Origin of the sequence: Teichococcus coralli, assembly GCF_009829925.1 — a bacterium.
GTDB classification, from domain to species: Bacteria; Pseudomonadota; Alphaproteobacteria; order Acetobacterales; family Acetobacteraceae; genus Pseudoroseomonas; species Pseudoroseomonas coralli.
This window is the reverse complement of the sequence record NZ_SNVJ01000030.1, coordinates 1-14,442: the sequence shown is the minus strand read 5'-3', so window position 1 is coordinate 14,442 and position 14,442 is coordinate 1. Positions and strand designations below refer to the sequence as shown.

The window sequence follows — 14,442 nt, the reverse complement described above, 5'->3', positions numbered from 1 at the left end:
CTGTGTCCGCAATCCTGCACCGGGGCGTGACTCCTGCGGGGACCGCAGGTGGCATCGCCATGATGCTGCTGGGTGTGCTGCTCTTCGCCGTCAACGACACGCTCGGCAAATGGTTGGTGGGTGCCTACACGGTCGGGCAACTCGTGCTGGTGCGCAGCATTGCCGGGCTCTGTGTCCTGGCGCCCTTTATCCGCCGCACCGGCCCCTATGCCTTTCTTCGGCCGCCGCGCCCCGCACTGCAGCTGCTCCGCGTGGTCTTCTCCACGCTGGAGACCTCGCTCTTCTTCTGGGCCCTCACCGAGCTGCCGCTGGCGGAAGTCATCACTTACTACATGGCCGGCCCGATCTATGTGACCGCCCTTTCTCCCTTCCTGCTGGGCGAGCGGGTGGGCTGGCGCCGCTGGACGGCCGTGGCCGCTGGCTTCGGTGGCGTGGTGCTGGCTCTGCACCCCTCGCCGGACTCGCTTTCGTTCGGCGCGGTTTGTGCCCTGGTGGGCAGCTTCAGCTATGCCTGCTTCATGCTTGCAACTCGCAAGCTGGCAAGCACGCCTGGAACGGTGCTGATGACGGCGCAACTCCTGGCCGCCCTGGCCTTCGGCGGGGCGCTGGTGCTGGTTCAAGGCTGGACGTCGCCTGGCGTCCTAGACCTTGCGCTCATGCTCTTTCTTGGCATTGGCTCGCTCAGTGGCAATCTCTGCGTGAACCAAGCCCTGCGGATCGCACCGGCTTCCGCGGTCGTGCCCTATCAGTACACGCTGATCCTCTGGGGCATGCTCTTCGGCTACCTTTTCTTCGGTGAGGTGCTTGGGCCACTGACCCTCACCGGAGCTGCCGTCATCATCGGCGCCGGCCTCTTCATTTTCCTGCGCGAGCAGCAGTTGCGCAGGGAGGCGGGCTGAACATCCTCCCGCAGGGCAGCCTCCGGTGCGGCGCCCGGGTTGAGTCAGCGACACGATGCTCGGCGAGCCCGGGTTGCGCAGCGCCCGATCGAAGATGGGGAAGATGGAGGCAAATCGACGCCGCTATGGCGCTTGGCCGCCGCGACGCCCTCCACCTGTGCCCGAGCCCGCTTGGCAGCGGCCTCGGAAATCTCTAAGTAATACCTCCCAGATGAAGAGTATTACCGGAGGCAGCTATGGCCACCACCGTGACCAGCAAGGGTCAGGTCACCATTCCCAAGCCTGTGCGTGATCTCCTGGGCATCACCACCGGCAGCGCAGTCGAGTTCCGTCTGACGCCTGAGGGTCAGGTCCTGCTCACCCGGGCTGACGCCGCAGCGCGCCCGCAGAGCCGCTTTGTGCGGCTGCGCGGGGCGGCAGGCCCTGGCATGACCACGGACGAGATCATGGCGCTGACCCGCGGCGAGAACTGAGCGGCCCTTGGCGACGCTGGTCGATACCAACATCCTGCTGGACCTCGCCACGGACGACCCGCGCTGGGCGGACTGGTCCCTGCGGCAGCTGGAGGCGGCCGCGGCACAGGGACCGCTGCTGATCAATGACGTTATCTATGCTGAGCTGTCGGTCCGCTTTCCCGGGATCGAACAGGTGGACGCCTTCGTGGCGGAGGCTGGCCTCCAGTTGGAGCCGCTTACCCGCCCAGCCTTGTTCCTCGCCGGCAAGGTCTTCAAGGCCTACCGCGGGCGAGGGGGCTCCCGCACCGGGGTCCTGCCCAACTTCCTGATCGGGGCGCAGGCCGCGGTGATGAGGCTGCCGCTGCTGACGCGGGATGCGGCGCGCTACCGCAGCGACTTCCCCACGGTCGCATTGATTGTGCCGGATGGGGCGTAGCACTTGCCGGCGGCTATCTCGTGGACGTGCGACTGGACCGAGTTGGCCCGGTGAGCGGTACGTCCGAGCGGATGCTGCCGCCTGGCGAGGGCTGTGCGCTGTCGCGGCTGCCGGCCTTGTGTGTGAACAGACGGACGCCCTGACCCCGCCAACCGTTGTCGAGCGCATCCAGAAGGTCTCGGTAAACGAAGTGACTTGGATAGAGCTCGGCAGGCAGCGTCAGAAACCAGCGAAGATCGCCAACCTCCGGGCGTTCGTCCTGCCCAACGACGCGCTTGCCAGGGATGCCGCGCAAGGTGGTTCGGTAGCACAGCCCGAGCGTGTGGCCGCGGTCGTCGAAGATCTCGGTCAGCGCCACGGGCCGGTCGGCGACCTCCACCGCGCAGCCGAACTCGTCACGGGCGCAGGCCGCGATGCGATGGGCGACCTCCTCCCGGTGACGGATGATGCTGCCCGGAACGTGCCAGCCGCTCCCGAAGGCGTCGTCGCGCCAGGCCAGCAAGGTGCCCTTCGCCTCGTCCCGAACCAGCAGATCGACGTTCGGTGTCGGCGTCGTCTCGGTGATGAAGCGAAACAGCGGCGCGGGCAGATCACCGCCCTGGCCGCGCAACTTTGTCAGGATCGTCTCCAGCGCGTGCAACTCCTCCTCCGTCAGAACTTGGTCATCGGCTGGCATTCCGGCAGTCTCCCTGATCAGCGAGGTCCATGGCGCATCAACGCGGGTGGGGTGATCGAGTTCATCGGCCTGCCGCCGCAGCTTATTCGGTCTACGGCAGACCGAGGCTCGACCGTGCCTCATGATCCGTCCGTGGAGGGACGCCGGTGTTCGACCAGCTGATCCATGCGGATTGGAGCGTGAGCCCACGCAAGCGCTGGGCCGCCACTGCCGTGCGCCAGGCTGGCCACTGGGTGGTCAAGGCGCCGGCTCTGGTTGGACCGGCCGAGGCCTTTCTCGACCGCGCCTTTGCCGCCGCGGCGCGACAGCGCGTGCTGCTTGGTTTTGACTTTCCGATCGGCGTGCCAGCGGCCTATGGCGCCCGGACCGGTCTGCGCAGCTTCCGGGAGCTGCTGCCGCTGCTGAGGGCAGGCTTTCTCCCTGGGCAGTGCAAGCGGCGCCAAGCGGACCGGCAAGAGAAGGCCGCGGCCATTTCGGCCTGGGCGGAGGGTCATGGCGTGGTGTTCGCAGCGCCCGCAGCGGACGCTCTGGCTGCGGGATTCGGATCCTCCGCCAGTGGTGAGGACCAGTTCGACGCCCTGCTGGGTCTGCTGAAGATGATCGAGGTCGCCGAGGGGCGCCGAGCGGAAGCGACGGAGCGACATGACGGCACCGCTGCCTGGGAGGGCTGGATCCTGGGGCGGTAGCTTCAGGTCTGGCCCGACGGCTGATCTGGGACTACGCAAGTGCCGCCCAGTATCAGGGTCCGCTTCGCTCCCAACCCGGCCATTCATTTGTCCTAATTGATGGCCCGAAAGCGACCCCTCCCTATTCGAGGAGACCTATCGGTTTCCACGAGGCATTGTCGGAGCAGCGCGGCGGATGGCTGAGCGGAACGCCGTGCTGCTCCTCGGCGGCAACATCAAGGTTGTGGTGGCAACGGCCCGAGCACGCGTTCAATCTCGGCCAAGACGGAACTGTCTTCAATCGTGGCGGGCGCAGTGTAGGTCTCGCCATCCGCGATCCGCTTGATGGTCGAGCGCAGGATCTTGCCGGAGCGCGTCTTTGGGAGCCGCTCGACCACGACCACGCGCTTCAGGGCGGCAACCGGCCCGATGCGATCCCGGACGAGCGTGACGACCTCCTCGGCAACGGTCCCCGGCGATGCGCTCACCCCGGTCTTGAGGACGATGAGGCCGCAGGGCACCTCGCCCTTCAACGCGTCCTGGCACCCGACGACCGCGCATTCGGCAACCGCCGGATGCGAGGCTACGGCCTCCTCCATCAGAGCGGTCGAGAGGCGATGGCCCGCGACGTTGATCACGTCATCCGTTCGGCCCATCACCCAGACATAGCCGTCCTCGTCCAATGAGCCTGCGTCGCCGGTGTTGTAGAAGCCGGGATACGCCGCGAGATAGCTTTCCCGGAAGCGGTCGTCCGCATTCCAGAGCGTGACCGCCGCACCAGGCGGCAGGGGCATTTCCAGCGCGATGCTGCCCATTGCGCCTCGCTCAACCGGCCGCCCGTCTCCGCCGAGGATCTGAACGACGTAGCCCGGCATCGGCACCGCGGAGGAGCCGTACTTCACGGGCAGCCGTTCAAGGCCGAGGGGGTTGGCTGCCACTGCCCAGCCGGTCTCCGTCTGCCACCAATGGTCAATGACGGGCACGCCCAGCAAGCGCTCCGCCCACCGGATCGTCTCGGGGTCGGCTCGCTCACCGGCAATGAACAGGGCGCGGAGGCCTGAGAGGTCGTGGTGCGCGAGCAGTCGGCCTTCCGGGTCCTCCTTGCGGATCGCCCGGATCGCGGTCGGCGCGGTGAACAGGACCCTGACCCCGTGCTCCGCGGCGACGCGCCAGAATGCCCCGGCATCGGGTGTTCCGACGGGCTTGCCCTCGTAGAGCACGGTCGTGCAGCCCTGGAGCAATGGCCCGTAGACGATGTAGGAATGGCCCACTACCCACCCGACGTCAGAGGCCGCCCAAAATGTCTCGCCGGGAGCCACGCCGTAGATCGCCTCCATGGTCCAGCGCAGGGCGACCATGTGGCCGCCGTTGTCACGCACGATGCCCTTCGGCCTCCCGGTCGTCCCGGAGGTGTAGAGGATGTAGAGCGGGTCGGTTGCCGCCAGACGGGCGCAAGGGCTCGGCCGCCCGCCGTCGAGCGCGGACAGAGCCCTCTCCCGTAGGACGCCCCAGTCCTGGTCACGGTCCGGCGTCAGCCCGGCCGCGAGCCGCTCGCGGCCGAGGATCACGCAAGCCTGAGGGCGGTGCTGCGCGAGCGAGAGCGCGTCGTCGAGCAGGGGCTTGTACGCGACCACCCGGTTGACCTCGATGCCGCAGGAGGCCGCCAGGACGACTTTCGGCGCCGCGTCGTCGATTCGTGCGGCGAGCTCGCGGGCGGCGAAGCCGCCGAAGACGACCGAGTGCACGGCGCCGACGCGCGCGCAGGCCAGCATGCCGATCACCGCCTCAGGCACCATCGGCATGTAGAGGATAACGCGGTCCCCGGCCTTGACGCCCAGGTCCCGCAGCACCAGCGCGAAAGCCTGCACCTCGCGGAGCAGCGCGGCGTAGCTGAACGTCTTCGTCTCCCCGGTCACGGGGCTGTCGTGGATCAAGGCGGGCTGAGCCGCGCGGCCCTCTGTGACGTGACGATCGAGGGCGTTGTGGCAGGTGTTGCACACCGCGTCCGGGAACCAGCGGCCGTAGACGCCGGGCTTCGGGTCGAAGGCGACGGTCGGCGGCTCGAACCAGTCGAGGGCGGCGGCGGCATCCATCCAGAAGGCGCCAGGGTCCCGGCGCCAGTGGTCATAGGTGGCCTGATAGCCCTTGCGCATGTCTCCTCCCTGCGCCGTTGTGGCGTCACTGTCGGCTTCGAGGGCTGCCGCCGCGGGGCGGCGACAACGGCGGCCGTTACTCGGCGGCGGGCGGTAGGCCCGACGGGACCGCCTTGGACATCTTGGACCCGGTCGGGACCTCGCAGCCAGTGGCGCAGCAGCGCCCGGGCAGTTTGGAGACGCGATGTCCCAGGTCCAGGACGCCACGGCTGAGCAGGGTCTCAACGAGCTTCGCCTTCTCCATGAACGGGTGGTTACGCTAGATCCCGCGCTTCATCGCCTCGGGTGAGCCCCAGGTGGACGCCGCGGTGTGCCCTGGCCGGCTGCTGGAGAAGGCGCGTGCCGTGCTCGGCGTCACCTCGCTGACGGCCTCCTCGATGAGTTGCGCGGTGATGGAGCAGTGGCTGCTGGATAGAACGGCAGAAGCCAATGGGCGGGCGGTGAACGATGAGGCCAGGCAGCGAACCACTCTGGCGCCGTCGATGCTGGGCGCGGCCACCATGCCTGCCCGTCAAGACGGGCGTCGCGTGCGTCTATCAATGTCTTGCCAGGATGCCGGGCGGAGCGAACTCGCCGCACGCTCATCGGGCGTCCTGGTCACCCCGCCGGCGGCGACCGTAGCCGATCCAGAGACCATAGCGTCCGGCGTCAGGCCTGCGGCTCTGCATCGGCGCGACGCCCTCGGCCGAGCTTTCGAATGGCCTGTTAGCCATCGGTGGCATTCTTGCGCGGCTCGACGAACCTGTGGGTGTTCTGCCGCCCGCCTGATAGCAATCCTGCTTGAAAGCCAGCTTGCGGACGCCTGCGGTGACCGCCGCAATGCCGGCTTCGCTCTTCCTGCCTCTCCAAAGCTGACAGTCAGCTTCCGGCCAAGCCCGGTCATACCGGCATTGTGGCAACCGGTGTTCAGCCATTCATCGGACATAAGAGCCCCGGCTTAGCGGGTGTGGCGACGCACGGCGCGGATTGCCGCATTTCGCCATGCCGACAGAAGGCGCCTGATGTTGGGAGGGAGGCCAGGAACCCCGCCGAGCACAGGGAAGGCGGGATGGCGGGGGCGAAGCGCCGGCCACCGCAACAGGAAGCCGACATGGCACCGGGGCGGGGTCGCTCCTGGCGTCACCATTGCGGCATGGCTCTGGTCGTTGGACCGGCGGCTCCCATCTCCGTTCGGTAACCGGCTGCGGGAGGGAGGGAAATGGCCAACCTGATCCTGGGCACGTCCGGCGCTGATACCTTGCTGGGAGGCACGGCCGGACCAGATGCCATTTTGGGGTTCGACCAGAACGTCACGGCCGCGGCCGGCCAGCTTGCCACCCTCGAAGCCAGCCGCGTTGCCTCCGGCCTTTCCAGCCCCGTCTTCGTTACGGCGCCGCCTCTCGATCCCGACCATCTGTTCATTGTCGAGCGGGCGGGTCGCGTTGTGGTGCTGGACCTCGCCAGCGGCGCCATCGCGCCCGAGCCGTTCCTGGACCTCTCCGGCCAGGTGGCGACGACGGGGGAGGAGGGGCTGCTGGGGCTCGCCTTCGACCCGGGCTTCGCCGACAACCGCCGCTTCTACGTGTATCTCTCGAACCCGGCGGGCGACAGCGAGGTCCGCGAATACCTCGCCCTCTCCGGCAATTCCGCCCTCCGGGCCGATCCGGACAGCGCCCGGCTGGTGCTGCGCGTGGACCAGCCGCCAGACTTCTCCAACCACAAGGCCGGCTGGATCGGCTTTGACCCGGACGGGCAGCTCCATGTGGCACTGGGTGATGGGGGTGGCGGCGGCGACCCCTTCGGCAACGGCCAGAACCTCGCCACCCCGCTGGGCGCGATACTGCGCCTGGACCCGGGGCGCGACGACTTCCCGGCGGACCCCGAGCGCAACTACGGCATTCCCGCTGACAATCCCTTCGCGGCGGCCGGCACGGGCGCGGCGCCCGAGATCTGGGCTTATGGCCTCCGCAATCCCTGGCGCGATTCCTTCGACCGCGCGACGGGCGAGCTCTGGATCGGTGATGTCGGCCAGGACCGCTGGGAGGAGATCAACCTGGGCGTGGCCGGGGCCAATTTCGGCTGGAATCGCTTCGAGGGGCCGGACCCCTATACGCCCGGCGCCACACCGGAGGGACTGACCGCCCCGCTCTTTGCCTATGGCCACGATCTCGGTTCCGCCGTGACCGGCGGCTATGTGTACCGCGGGCCCGAGGAGGTGTTGCAGGGGGCCTATCTCTTCGCCGATTCCGGCTCGGGCCGGGTCTGGGCGCTGGAGCACGGTGCGGCGGCATCCGGCGTGCCGCCCGTGGTCACCGAACTGACGGGCAAGCTGGTCCCTGATGCCGGGGCGCTGAGCAGCCCCGTCTCCTTTGGAGAGGATGCCGAGGGACGGCTCTACGTGGTGGACCTCGACGGCGAGGTGTTCCGCCTGACGCCGCGTGGCCTTCCAGGAGTGCCCGCCGACGGGGCCGATCTTCTGGACGGCGGCGCCGGCGATGACCGCCTTTTCGCCGGAGCGGGCGCCGACCGGCTCCTGGGGGCGGAGGGCGCGGACACGCTTTTCGGCATGGCTGGCGCCGACAGGCTGGAGGGTGGGCCGGATGCCGACCGGCTGTGGGGCGGGGAGGGCGACGACTGGCTGTCTGGCGGCCCCGGCGCCGACTGGATCCACGGCGGCCCCGGCACCGACACGGCCGCGTTCAGCGGCCTGCGCGGCGACTACGCCGTCTCCGCGGAGGGCAGCGTCCTCACCATCGCGGACCGCCGCCCGGCGGAGGATGGAACCGACCGGGTCTCGGCGGTCGAGCTCTTCGCCTTCGCCGACGGCGTGATGACGCTCGATACCCTGCTGCGTCCGGAGCCTGTCGCCACCCAGGCCGTGTACCGCTTCTACAACCTCAGCGCGGGTGGGCACCTCTACACCACGGACGCGGCCGAGCGGGACATGGCGATGAGCGCCCCAACGATCATGCGCTACGAGGGGGTGGGCTTCTCCGTCCCCCTGGACCCGTCCGCGCCGGGCGTCGCCCTGGTGCATCGCTTCTACGAGCCCATCTCGGGCGACCACCACTACACCATCAGCGGCGAGGAGGCCTTCGCCCTCCTCAACACTCCGGGCTGGCAGGACGAGGGCAACGTCTTCCTGGCCAGCATCACGGGCGGCGCGGGTCTGGAGGCGGTCCATCGCTTCTTCGACGCCGGCTCGCGCACGCATTTCTTCACGGCCGATCCGGCCGAGCGGGACGGCATCCTGGCGCATGCGCCGGCCTGGACCTACGAGGGCATCGCCTTCTACGTGCCCGCCCAGAATGCGGCGACGATTGCCTGAGAACCCGCTTCGGAACGGAGGCGGGTAGATCTGTGACGGGGTGAGCGGCGGCGCTCTGCGGCGTTCGAGGGGTGTCTGACGTCATTCGAGGCAGCCGATGTGGCCCACCGCCGCCCGGGCCAAGCTTGCGCGCCCGGCCCAGCCCTATGCAACGTGCCTGACCGACGCCGAGTGGCGGATCGCGCAGGCGTTCCTGCCTGCCCCGGCATCCTGCGGCAGGCCCAGGCGCTGGCCGATGCGCGCCCTGCTCGACGGCGTGCTCTACGTGCTGCGGACCGGCTGCGCCTGGCGGCTCCTGCCGCGCGACTTTCCGCCCTGGCAGACGGTCCCGCGCTGGTTTCTCCGCCTCGCCCGCAGCGGTGCCTTCGAGCGAATGGACACTTCGAAAAACCTCGCGGCTGACGCGCTGAGCTGATTCACTGACCTCGATCAGCGGAGGCGGTGGCGATGGCGGGTTAGCCGCGAGGTTCTTCGAAGTGTCCCGCTCCGCCAGCATGCGCCACGGGCAGCCGCTGCGCAGGGCAAAGAAGATCGCCTCCAGCACCAACCGAGACGACCAAGTCCGTCGCCGCCCCCTCCGCCGGGCTTGCGGCATCATCGGTTCCAGCACCGCCCATTCCGCATCCGTCAGGTCGCTGGCGATGCGCAGCCCGGCCCGGCTATGCTGCTCCCGGCTGGTCAGGCTCCACATCAGGCACTCCAACTCGGTCTCGACAACCTGTTGGAATCGCGCCTGCCCCGGCCAGCCAACCCTTATTCCGTTCCCGTTTCCAGCCAGCCTCTTAGGCCCAGTTTGAGCTTGGATGCTGTTCCCATGTTCTCTGCATGGCAGAGGGTGGGAACGATCAGGTTCTCACGGGTGCGACCTCGGCGGTGTGGGAGCCATTGATTGAGGAGGTCAGGCCTCACGGCAAAACACCGCCGAAGGCTCTGCGCCAGATGATCTCCGCTATTCTCTGGCGGCACCCGAACGGCGCCAAGCGGCGCAGCATTCCAGCCGAACTGGGGCCCTGGTGGCTGGCGGTCCAACTCTTCGTCCGCTGAGCCAAGGCAGGCGTTTGGGAGCGCCTGTTGGATCCGGTTCAGCAGCGTGGCATGGCGCTCGGCATGGCCTTTCTCGACGGCCCCATTATTCGCGCCCACAAGGCGGCGGGTGCGGGAAAAGGGGGCCTATGGCAGAGAGCGAGATCTGCGCGAAGCACTTGGCCGATCTCGCGGCGGCTATGGCACCGAAGATCAACAAGGATGCAGCAGAGGCAGGAAGCAGCTCGGCAGTGCGAGCCTGCCTCAGGCGACGACGCGGAACTGCCGGCCGGATCTCCAATCCGCCACGAAAGATTTGCAGTCCGAGCGGCCACAAATCCGGCAGGGTTGATTTAGGCAGTCTCCTGTAGAAGCCGTCACTTTCCTATGAGCGCATTTCGGTAATGTGGAAGCTGACTGCGGGGAGGTGTAATTCTCACCTAAGTGGAAAGCCCGATTGGCCGCCACGTTTTCCCCTACAGCTGGGTCACGCGGATTCTGCCAGGGAAGGAAGCGCCATGGAGCTTCTTTACATCTAACGGCGATTGCCGCCGCTTCACCCCCGACTGCACCTGTTGCGCACTACCAGTCGCATTTTGCAAATCCGAATGGAATCTTGCGCAAGAGCGTAAGGTGGCTGAAGCAGGCTCATCAAGAACAGCGGCTAAACACAACAGTGCTGAGTGGCCTGGCACGACGCTTGGCCCCTTTCAAGGCAAGGAGCTGTAGTGGAAGAGTTGACGCCCGAAACGGTGCTTCTCAACCGAAATCCCGGTTTGCGGGAGAGGGTCGTCTCACGCCCGGATTTTGCCGCTTGGCGCAGCAAGCTTCCAGTCGTCGAGATCGACGAAGAAACCTTCTTTGTTATCGGCGGCGATCAGCTCAAGGACCAAGATCAGATCATAGTGGCTTGGATCAATCAGTTCCGTCCGAGTCTATTGAGTAATAGTTCCGGAGATTAGGGATATGAGCGGAACGTCAGAACTGGACCTTCATGAAATTACGGAAGGGGAGCCCCCGGAGCCCGCAGTCAATTCGGCGGAGGAGGTGTCACCAAAAGTGCAGCCATCCGCTGAGAAGCTCGACCGGAGTACCGGTAGGGCTGCTACGCCGGAACTCGACGACGATGGTCACCGTATGGTCCTGATAGACGATGAGATCTTTACCGTTGTCGAAGGCGATCTGGTCCTTGACATCGACCAGAAGGGGCTCTGGCAGGAGGCGATAAATGCCCGTCAGTCGCAGTTCAGGTCTCGCCTCAGAGCCGAGGCCGTCGGGCTTGGGGAAGTTGCCATTAGCGAGCGGGGCGTCGCATCGAGCGCGCTGGTTGGCATCATTCAAGATGGCAAGCTCGTGCGTTGGAGTCCAGGTACGGTGCTCTCCTACTGCGTTCTCAAGAACACCTTTCCCAGGCTGGAGTGGTACGAGGAGGTCGTTGCCAACATGCAGCTGGCGACAGAGGCGTGGGAGGCCGTTTGCGGAGTCCAATTCCGCTATGCCCCTGACATCGACTCCAGCGCATCCGTGCGGCCCTCAGGTGTTGTGTTTCCCGTACGATACATCAGCGCAGGTGGAGCTTTCATTGCAGCTTCCTTCTTCCCGAATGATCCGGTTAGCCGAAGGAGGGTCTTGATCGATCCCTCTTACTTCACGACCACCTTTGACCATGTCGGAGTGTTGCGGCACGAGTTAGGGCATATCTTGGGCTTCCGGCATGAGCATATTCGCTCCGGCGCCCCGCCGGTGTGTCCTCATGAAGACACGACCGGGACGATCGACCTCACAGCCTACGACCCGCGCTCCGTAATGCATTACTTCTGTGGTGGCGTGGGATCGCGGAGCCTGACAATCACCGAGATCGACCGCAGCGGCGCCCAGCAGCTGTATGGGCCGCCTCTGAACAGTTTCCAGTATCAGGAAGTCTGATCAAAGCCTCTGCTTTTACCAATCAGTCTAAAATAAGGGAGGATTTGTATTATGGACGAAGTCACAACCCTGAAGCGTCCATCGCTCACAAAGACCACCGCCTATGCGACGACCCGCGGCGCCTCGCCCAAGGGGCCGTCGCTGATGGAGGGGTTCGCGGAGCCCGAACAGCAGCTCCAGGATGAGCTGTCCAGCGACCGAATCATGAATCTCCGTGCGGACGCCGGCGAGCAGTTCGTCGAGAACCTCAGGCTTCCCGATGCGCGCGATCTCTGGATTCCGGGCTACCGGATTATCACAGAGCAGCTCGCGCGGGAGAGTGGCTTGCGGGGACTGGAAGATGATCCGTTTCCGGATCTTCCGCTGGAGGAGGAGCAGCCCGCGACCGGTGCGGTCGATGGCAATATGGTCGAATCCTTTGTCGATGGAGTCACTGGGCAGCAGAAGATCGACGTGCTGAACTCCTGCCTTCTTGCCCAACTCGCAGCGAATGCCAAGTTCAAGCGGGTCGAGCAGCCGGTCGAGTGGAGCAACGCCTATGGCACCATTCTGATGAACCTCGCCTGGGTGGTTCCGACCTTCTCCTTCCGAAATCTACGGACATCGGCACAGCGCTTCACCATAGACCAGGTGATCCTAAAGCTGGTGCAAGGCTTCCTCAACCCGGATCAGATTTCAAAGCTCACCGCCACCATGGAGGCGATGAAGGCACTGGAGTCTAACGACCGTCGCTTTGTTATTTTCGAACGCAATGCAAAGAAGCAGAGCGACGGTAACTTCCAGATCAACTCGGTGGGCGCGTCGGCAGGTGGAACCCTCTCGATGAAGTTCAATGCCTATGCGTTCGACACCAATACCGAGGTGACCAACATCCTCTGGTTCTCCTTCTCCGGAAACAGCACGAGCCTGAAGGTATCGCAGTCCACTTTCGTCCTGAATGAGCAGGTCTATGCGAGGCTCCGCGATCCGATTGTGAACAAGCTCGGCAACCGCGGCGTCGATTACATCGGCGGCCTGGAACTCGCCGAGGGGTAGGAGAGCCATCGTGTCAGCCACCACCGCTCCTGCCATCTACGCTCTTGATCTTGGCCCGCAGCCCGTGAGCTCGCTCTCGCTACTGAGGGACGAGGCCCTGGACGAGCAGCTCTCCGGTGCGGTGGTTGCCGGAAGTATCGTCGCATTTGCTCCGGGGGTCAGCGAGCAGCATCGGCAGGATGTCATGCAATCCCTGCTGCTTGCCCAACTCGCAGCCAATGCCAAGGCGGAGCGGCAGAAGGATCCCGTTGCCTGGTTCCAGGCCTATCGAGGAGTTCTCGAGCAGGCGGCTTGGGTCATCGAGGCGAGTTCCGCGGCGACGCGATATCTGCCTCAGGTCTCCACCTTCTCCGTTTCCACCGTCGTGGACGACGTCCTCCGCCCCAAGCTACTGGCCGAAGAACTCGCCTTTATTGCCACGATCCTCAATGCCTTCAGGTCCGATACCAACGGTACCGCGCAACTCGTCTTCGAATGTCCCAGCCACTCCGGCGGCATCGGGAACTTCCAGGTTGCCCTGGCCGCCGAGGAAGGCGGGACTCTCAGCCTGCGTCTTGCTCAGATAAGCTTCAACACACCACAGCACGTCATCCGGCTGATGCTGGAGCAGTTCGCGAAGGCCGCACAGTTCCGGACCGCCTTCCTCGCTCTGAACCTCAACGAGGATGTCTATGCCCGCCTGCGCAGCAGCATCGCCAGCAAGCTTGAGGGCCGAATGCCGGGAGCGGTCGCACTGATTCAGCTCCCCGCTTGATGTTCAGCATGATCCGCCGCCGGAGTATCGGATTCCGGCGGCGGATTGAGTAGGGGGAGGCGACTATGCCGGCTTCACGCAGCGAACTGGCTGGCACTGGACAGGCATCAAGGGCGACGCAGTTCGCTGCGTCGCCGGAGAAGTTTGTGGAGAGTCTCGAGATCGAAGTACTCGGAAGCGGCCGGATATGGCGCCCGAGTGATGAGGCAGCCCTCGCCGATGACCAGCCTCAGCCACGCAGTGCCTATGTCGTGGCTGCCAGCATCGTTACCTTTGTCGACGGTGTTCCAAAGCAGCAGAAGGAGGATCTGCTGAACTCGACGCTCTTGGCACAGCTTGCTGCAAACCGGCAGCGCGACCGGGAGAAGGACACTCTCAACTGGTACCGAACCTACCGCGGTGTGCTTGAGCGCCTCGGATGGAGGAGGGAGAAGCGCTTGCCTGACCGCCGGCCGGTAGGAGCCGCAGGTCCCGCCATAGTACTGCGGGCGGCCGCTGCGCCCATGGTGCGCCTCCGGCCCGCCTCCCTTACTCCCTCGCCTCATCGAGCGCGACCCGTTCTGCCGGAGCCGCCGGATATCGCGCCGAACTTGCCTGAGCTTCGGCTTAACCGTGTTGCTGCTGAGGGTCCTCGGTTCACTGCCAGCGCGGCCATCGTGGATGCCCTCCGAAGAAGCGTGAACCAGGATGCGCTCGTAGCCACACAGACTGCACTCGATGTGCTCAGAGGCTTAGGCGACCGAGACCGTCGGGTGGTGATTTTCGAGAGCAGCAGCCACAGCTCGCAGCGGGGTAACTTTCAGATCGTTTCGGTTTCCTGCGGGCAGGAGCTTTTCCTTCGAATGACGTTGGTCGTGACCTTCTTCACGACCGGCGAAAGCGTTCCGCGCGCGCTGTCATTCAGCTTCTCGAGAAGCGGCACGGAAATGTTTCAGATCTCCGATGACTTGGTCCTCTCTCCCCTCGAGTATGCCAAAGTTCGTGCGTCCGTCATCCAGCAACTCGGCGACCAGGCATCTGCCTACATCGATGAGCTCTATGCCGGGTAGTGCCCTGCTACGGCGTCGTCTGCGCTTGTGCGAAAGCTAGAGCGGTTTCCGATCAGTCTGCATC

12 protein-coding genes and 3 pseudogenes are annotated in these 14,442 nt (G+C 65.6%); 12 read left to right on the top strand and 3 right to left on the bottom strand.

The features are described from left to right. Positions 1–59: 59 nt before the first annotated feature. From E0493_RS21335 to E0493_RS21325, 3 genes are all read left to right on the top strand, one after another. The gene (locus tag E0493_RS21335; protein ID WP_160939291.1) at positions 60–899 is read left to right on the top strand and encodes a DMT family transporter; all 840 of its coding nucleotides are present in this window, start codon (positions 60–62) and stop codon (positions 897–899) included. A 236-nt stretch (positions 900–1,135) separates the two neighbouring features. Beyond that, positions 1,136–1,372: an AbrB/MazE/SpoVT family DNA-binding domain-containing protein gene (locus tag E0493_RS21330; protein ID WP_160939290.1), complete on the top strand. Its 237-nt coding sequence runs from the start codon at positions 1,136–1,138 to the stop codon at positions 1,370–1,372. Between the two features lie 7 nt (positions 1,373–1,379). Beyond that, positions 1,380–1,790, top strand: coding sequence for a type II toxin-antitoxin system VapC family toxin (locus tag E0493_RS21325; protein WP_160939289.1), 411 nt, complete (start codon positions 1,380–1,382; stop codon positions 1,788–1,790). Between the two features lie 13 nt (positions 1,791–1,803). Here the strand turns inward: E0493_RS21325 and E0493_RS21320 are convergent, their stop codons facing one another. Beyond that, a complete protein-coding gene (locus tag E0493_RS21320; protein ID WP_160939288.1) occupies positions 1,804–2,466 on the bottom strand; it encodes an NUDIX hydrolase in 663 nt (220 codons plus the stop codon). Between the two features lie 146 nt (positions 2,467–2,612). Here E0493_RS21320 and E0493_RS21315 point away from each other — a divergent pair, with 146 nt between their 5' ends. Further along, a complete protein-coding gene (locus tag E0493_RS21315) occupies positions 2,613–3,152 on the top strand; it encodes a DUF429 domain-containing protein (protein ID WP_160939287.1) in 540 nt (179 codons plus the stop codon). Between the two features lie 215 nt (positions 3,153–3,367). On the opposite strand, the gene E0493_RS21310 is transcribed toward E0493_RS21315, so the two are convergent. Then, a complete protein-coding gene (locus tag E0493_RS21310) occupies positions 3,368–5,284 on the bottom strand; it encodes an AMP-binding protein (RefSeq protein WP_160939286.1) in 1,917 nt (638 codons plus the stop codon). 1,198 nt (positions 5,285–6,482) lie between these two features. On the opposite strand from E0493_RS21310, the gene E0493_RS21300 reads away from it, so the two are divergent. Then, complete coding sequence (locus E0493_RS21300) at positions 6,483–8,591, top strand: PQQ-dependent sugar dehydrogenase (RefSeq protein WP_160939285.1); 2,109 nt, start codon at positions 6,483–6,485, stop codon at positions 8,589–8,591. Positions 8,592–8,688: 97 nt separating this feature from the next. Continuing rightward, positions 8,689–8,988 (top strand): annotated as a pseudogene (locus tag E0493_RS21295) (transposase); the annotation flags it as partial. 84 nt (positions 8,989–9,072) lie between these two features. On the opposite strand, the pseudogene E0493_RS21290 reads toward E0493_RS21295, so the two are convergent. After that, a pseudogene (locus E0493_RS21290) lies at positions 9,073–9,282 on the bottom strand (transposase); the annotation flags it as partial. 134 nt (positions 9,283–9,416) lie between these two features. Between E0493_RS21290 and E0493_RS21285 the strand changes: the two are divergent. From E0493_RS21285 to E0493_RS21260, 6 genes and pseudogenes are all read left to right on the top strand, one after another. After that, positions 9,417–9,825: pseudogene (locus E0493_RS21285) on the top strand (transposase); the annotation flags it as partial. 517 nt (positions 9,826–10,342) lie between these two features. Next, on the top strand, positions 10,343–10,576 hold the full coding sequence (locus E0493_RS21280; protein ID WP_160939283.1) for a hypothetical protein: 234 nt from the start codon (positions 10,343–10,345) through the stop codon (positions 10,574–10,576). Between the two features lie 4 nt (positions 10,577–10,580). Then, positions 10,581–11,540, top strand: coding sequence for a zinc metalloprotease (locus E0493_RS21275; protein WP_160939282.1), 960 nt, complete (start codon positions 10,581–10,583; stop codon positions 11,538–11,540). Positions 11,541–11,591: 51 nt separating this feature from the next. Beyond that, the gene (locus E0493_RS21270; protein ID WP_160939281.1) at positions 11,592–12,575 is read left to right on the top strand and encodes a hypothetical protein; all 984 of its coding nucleotides are present in this window, start codon (positions 11,592–11,594) and stop codon (positions 12,573–12,575) included. Positions 12,576–12,585: 10 nt separating this feature from the next. Continuing rightward, positions 12,586–13,329 (top strand): hypothetical protein, encoded by a 744-nt coding sequence (locus tag E0493_RS21265; RefSeq protein WP_160939280.1) that lies wholly within the window; start codon positions 12,586–12,588, stop codon positions 13,327–13,329. A 65-nt stretch (positions 13,330–13,394) separates the two neighbouring features. Continuing rightward, positions 13,395–14,378, top strand: coding sequence for a hypothetical protein (locus E0493_RS21260; protein ID WP_160939279.1), 984 nt, complete (start codon positions 13,395–13,397; stop codon positions 14,376–14,378). Positions 14,379–14,442: the final 64 nt, after the last annotated feature.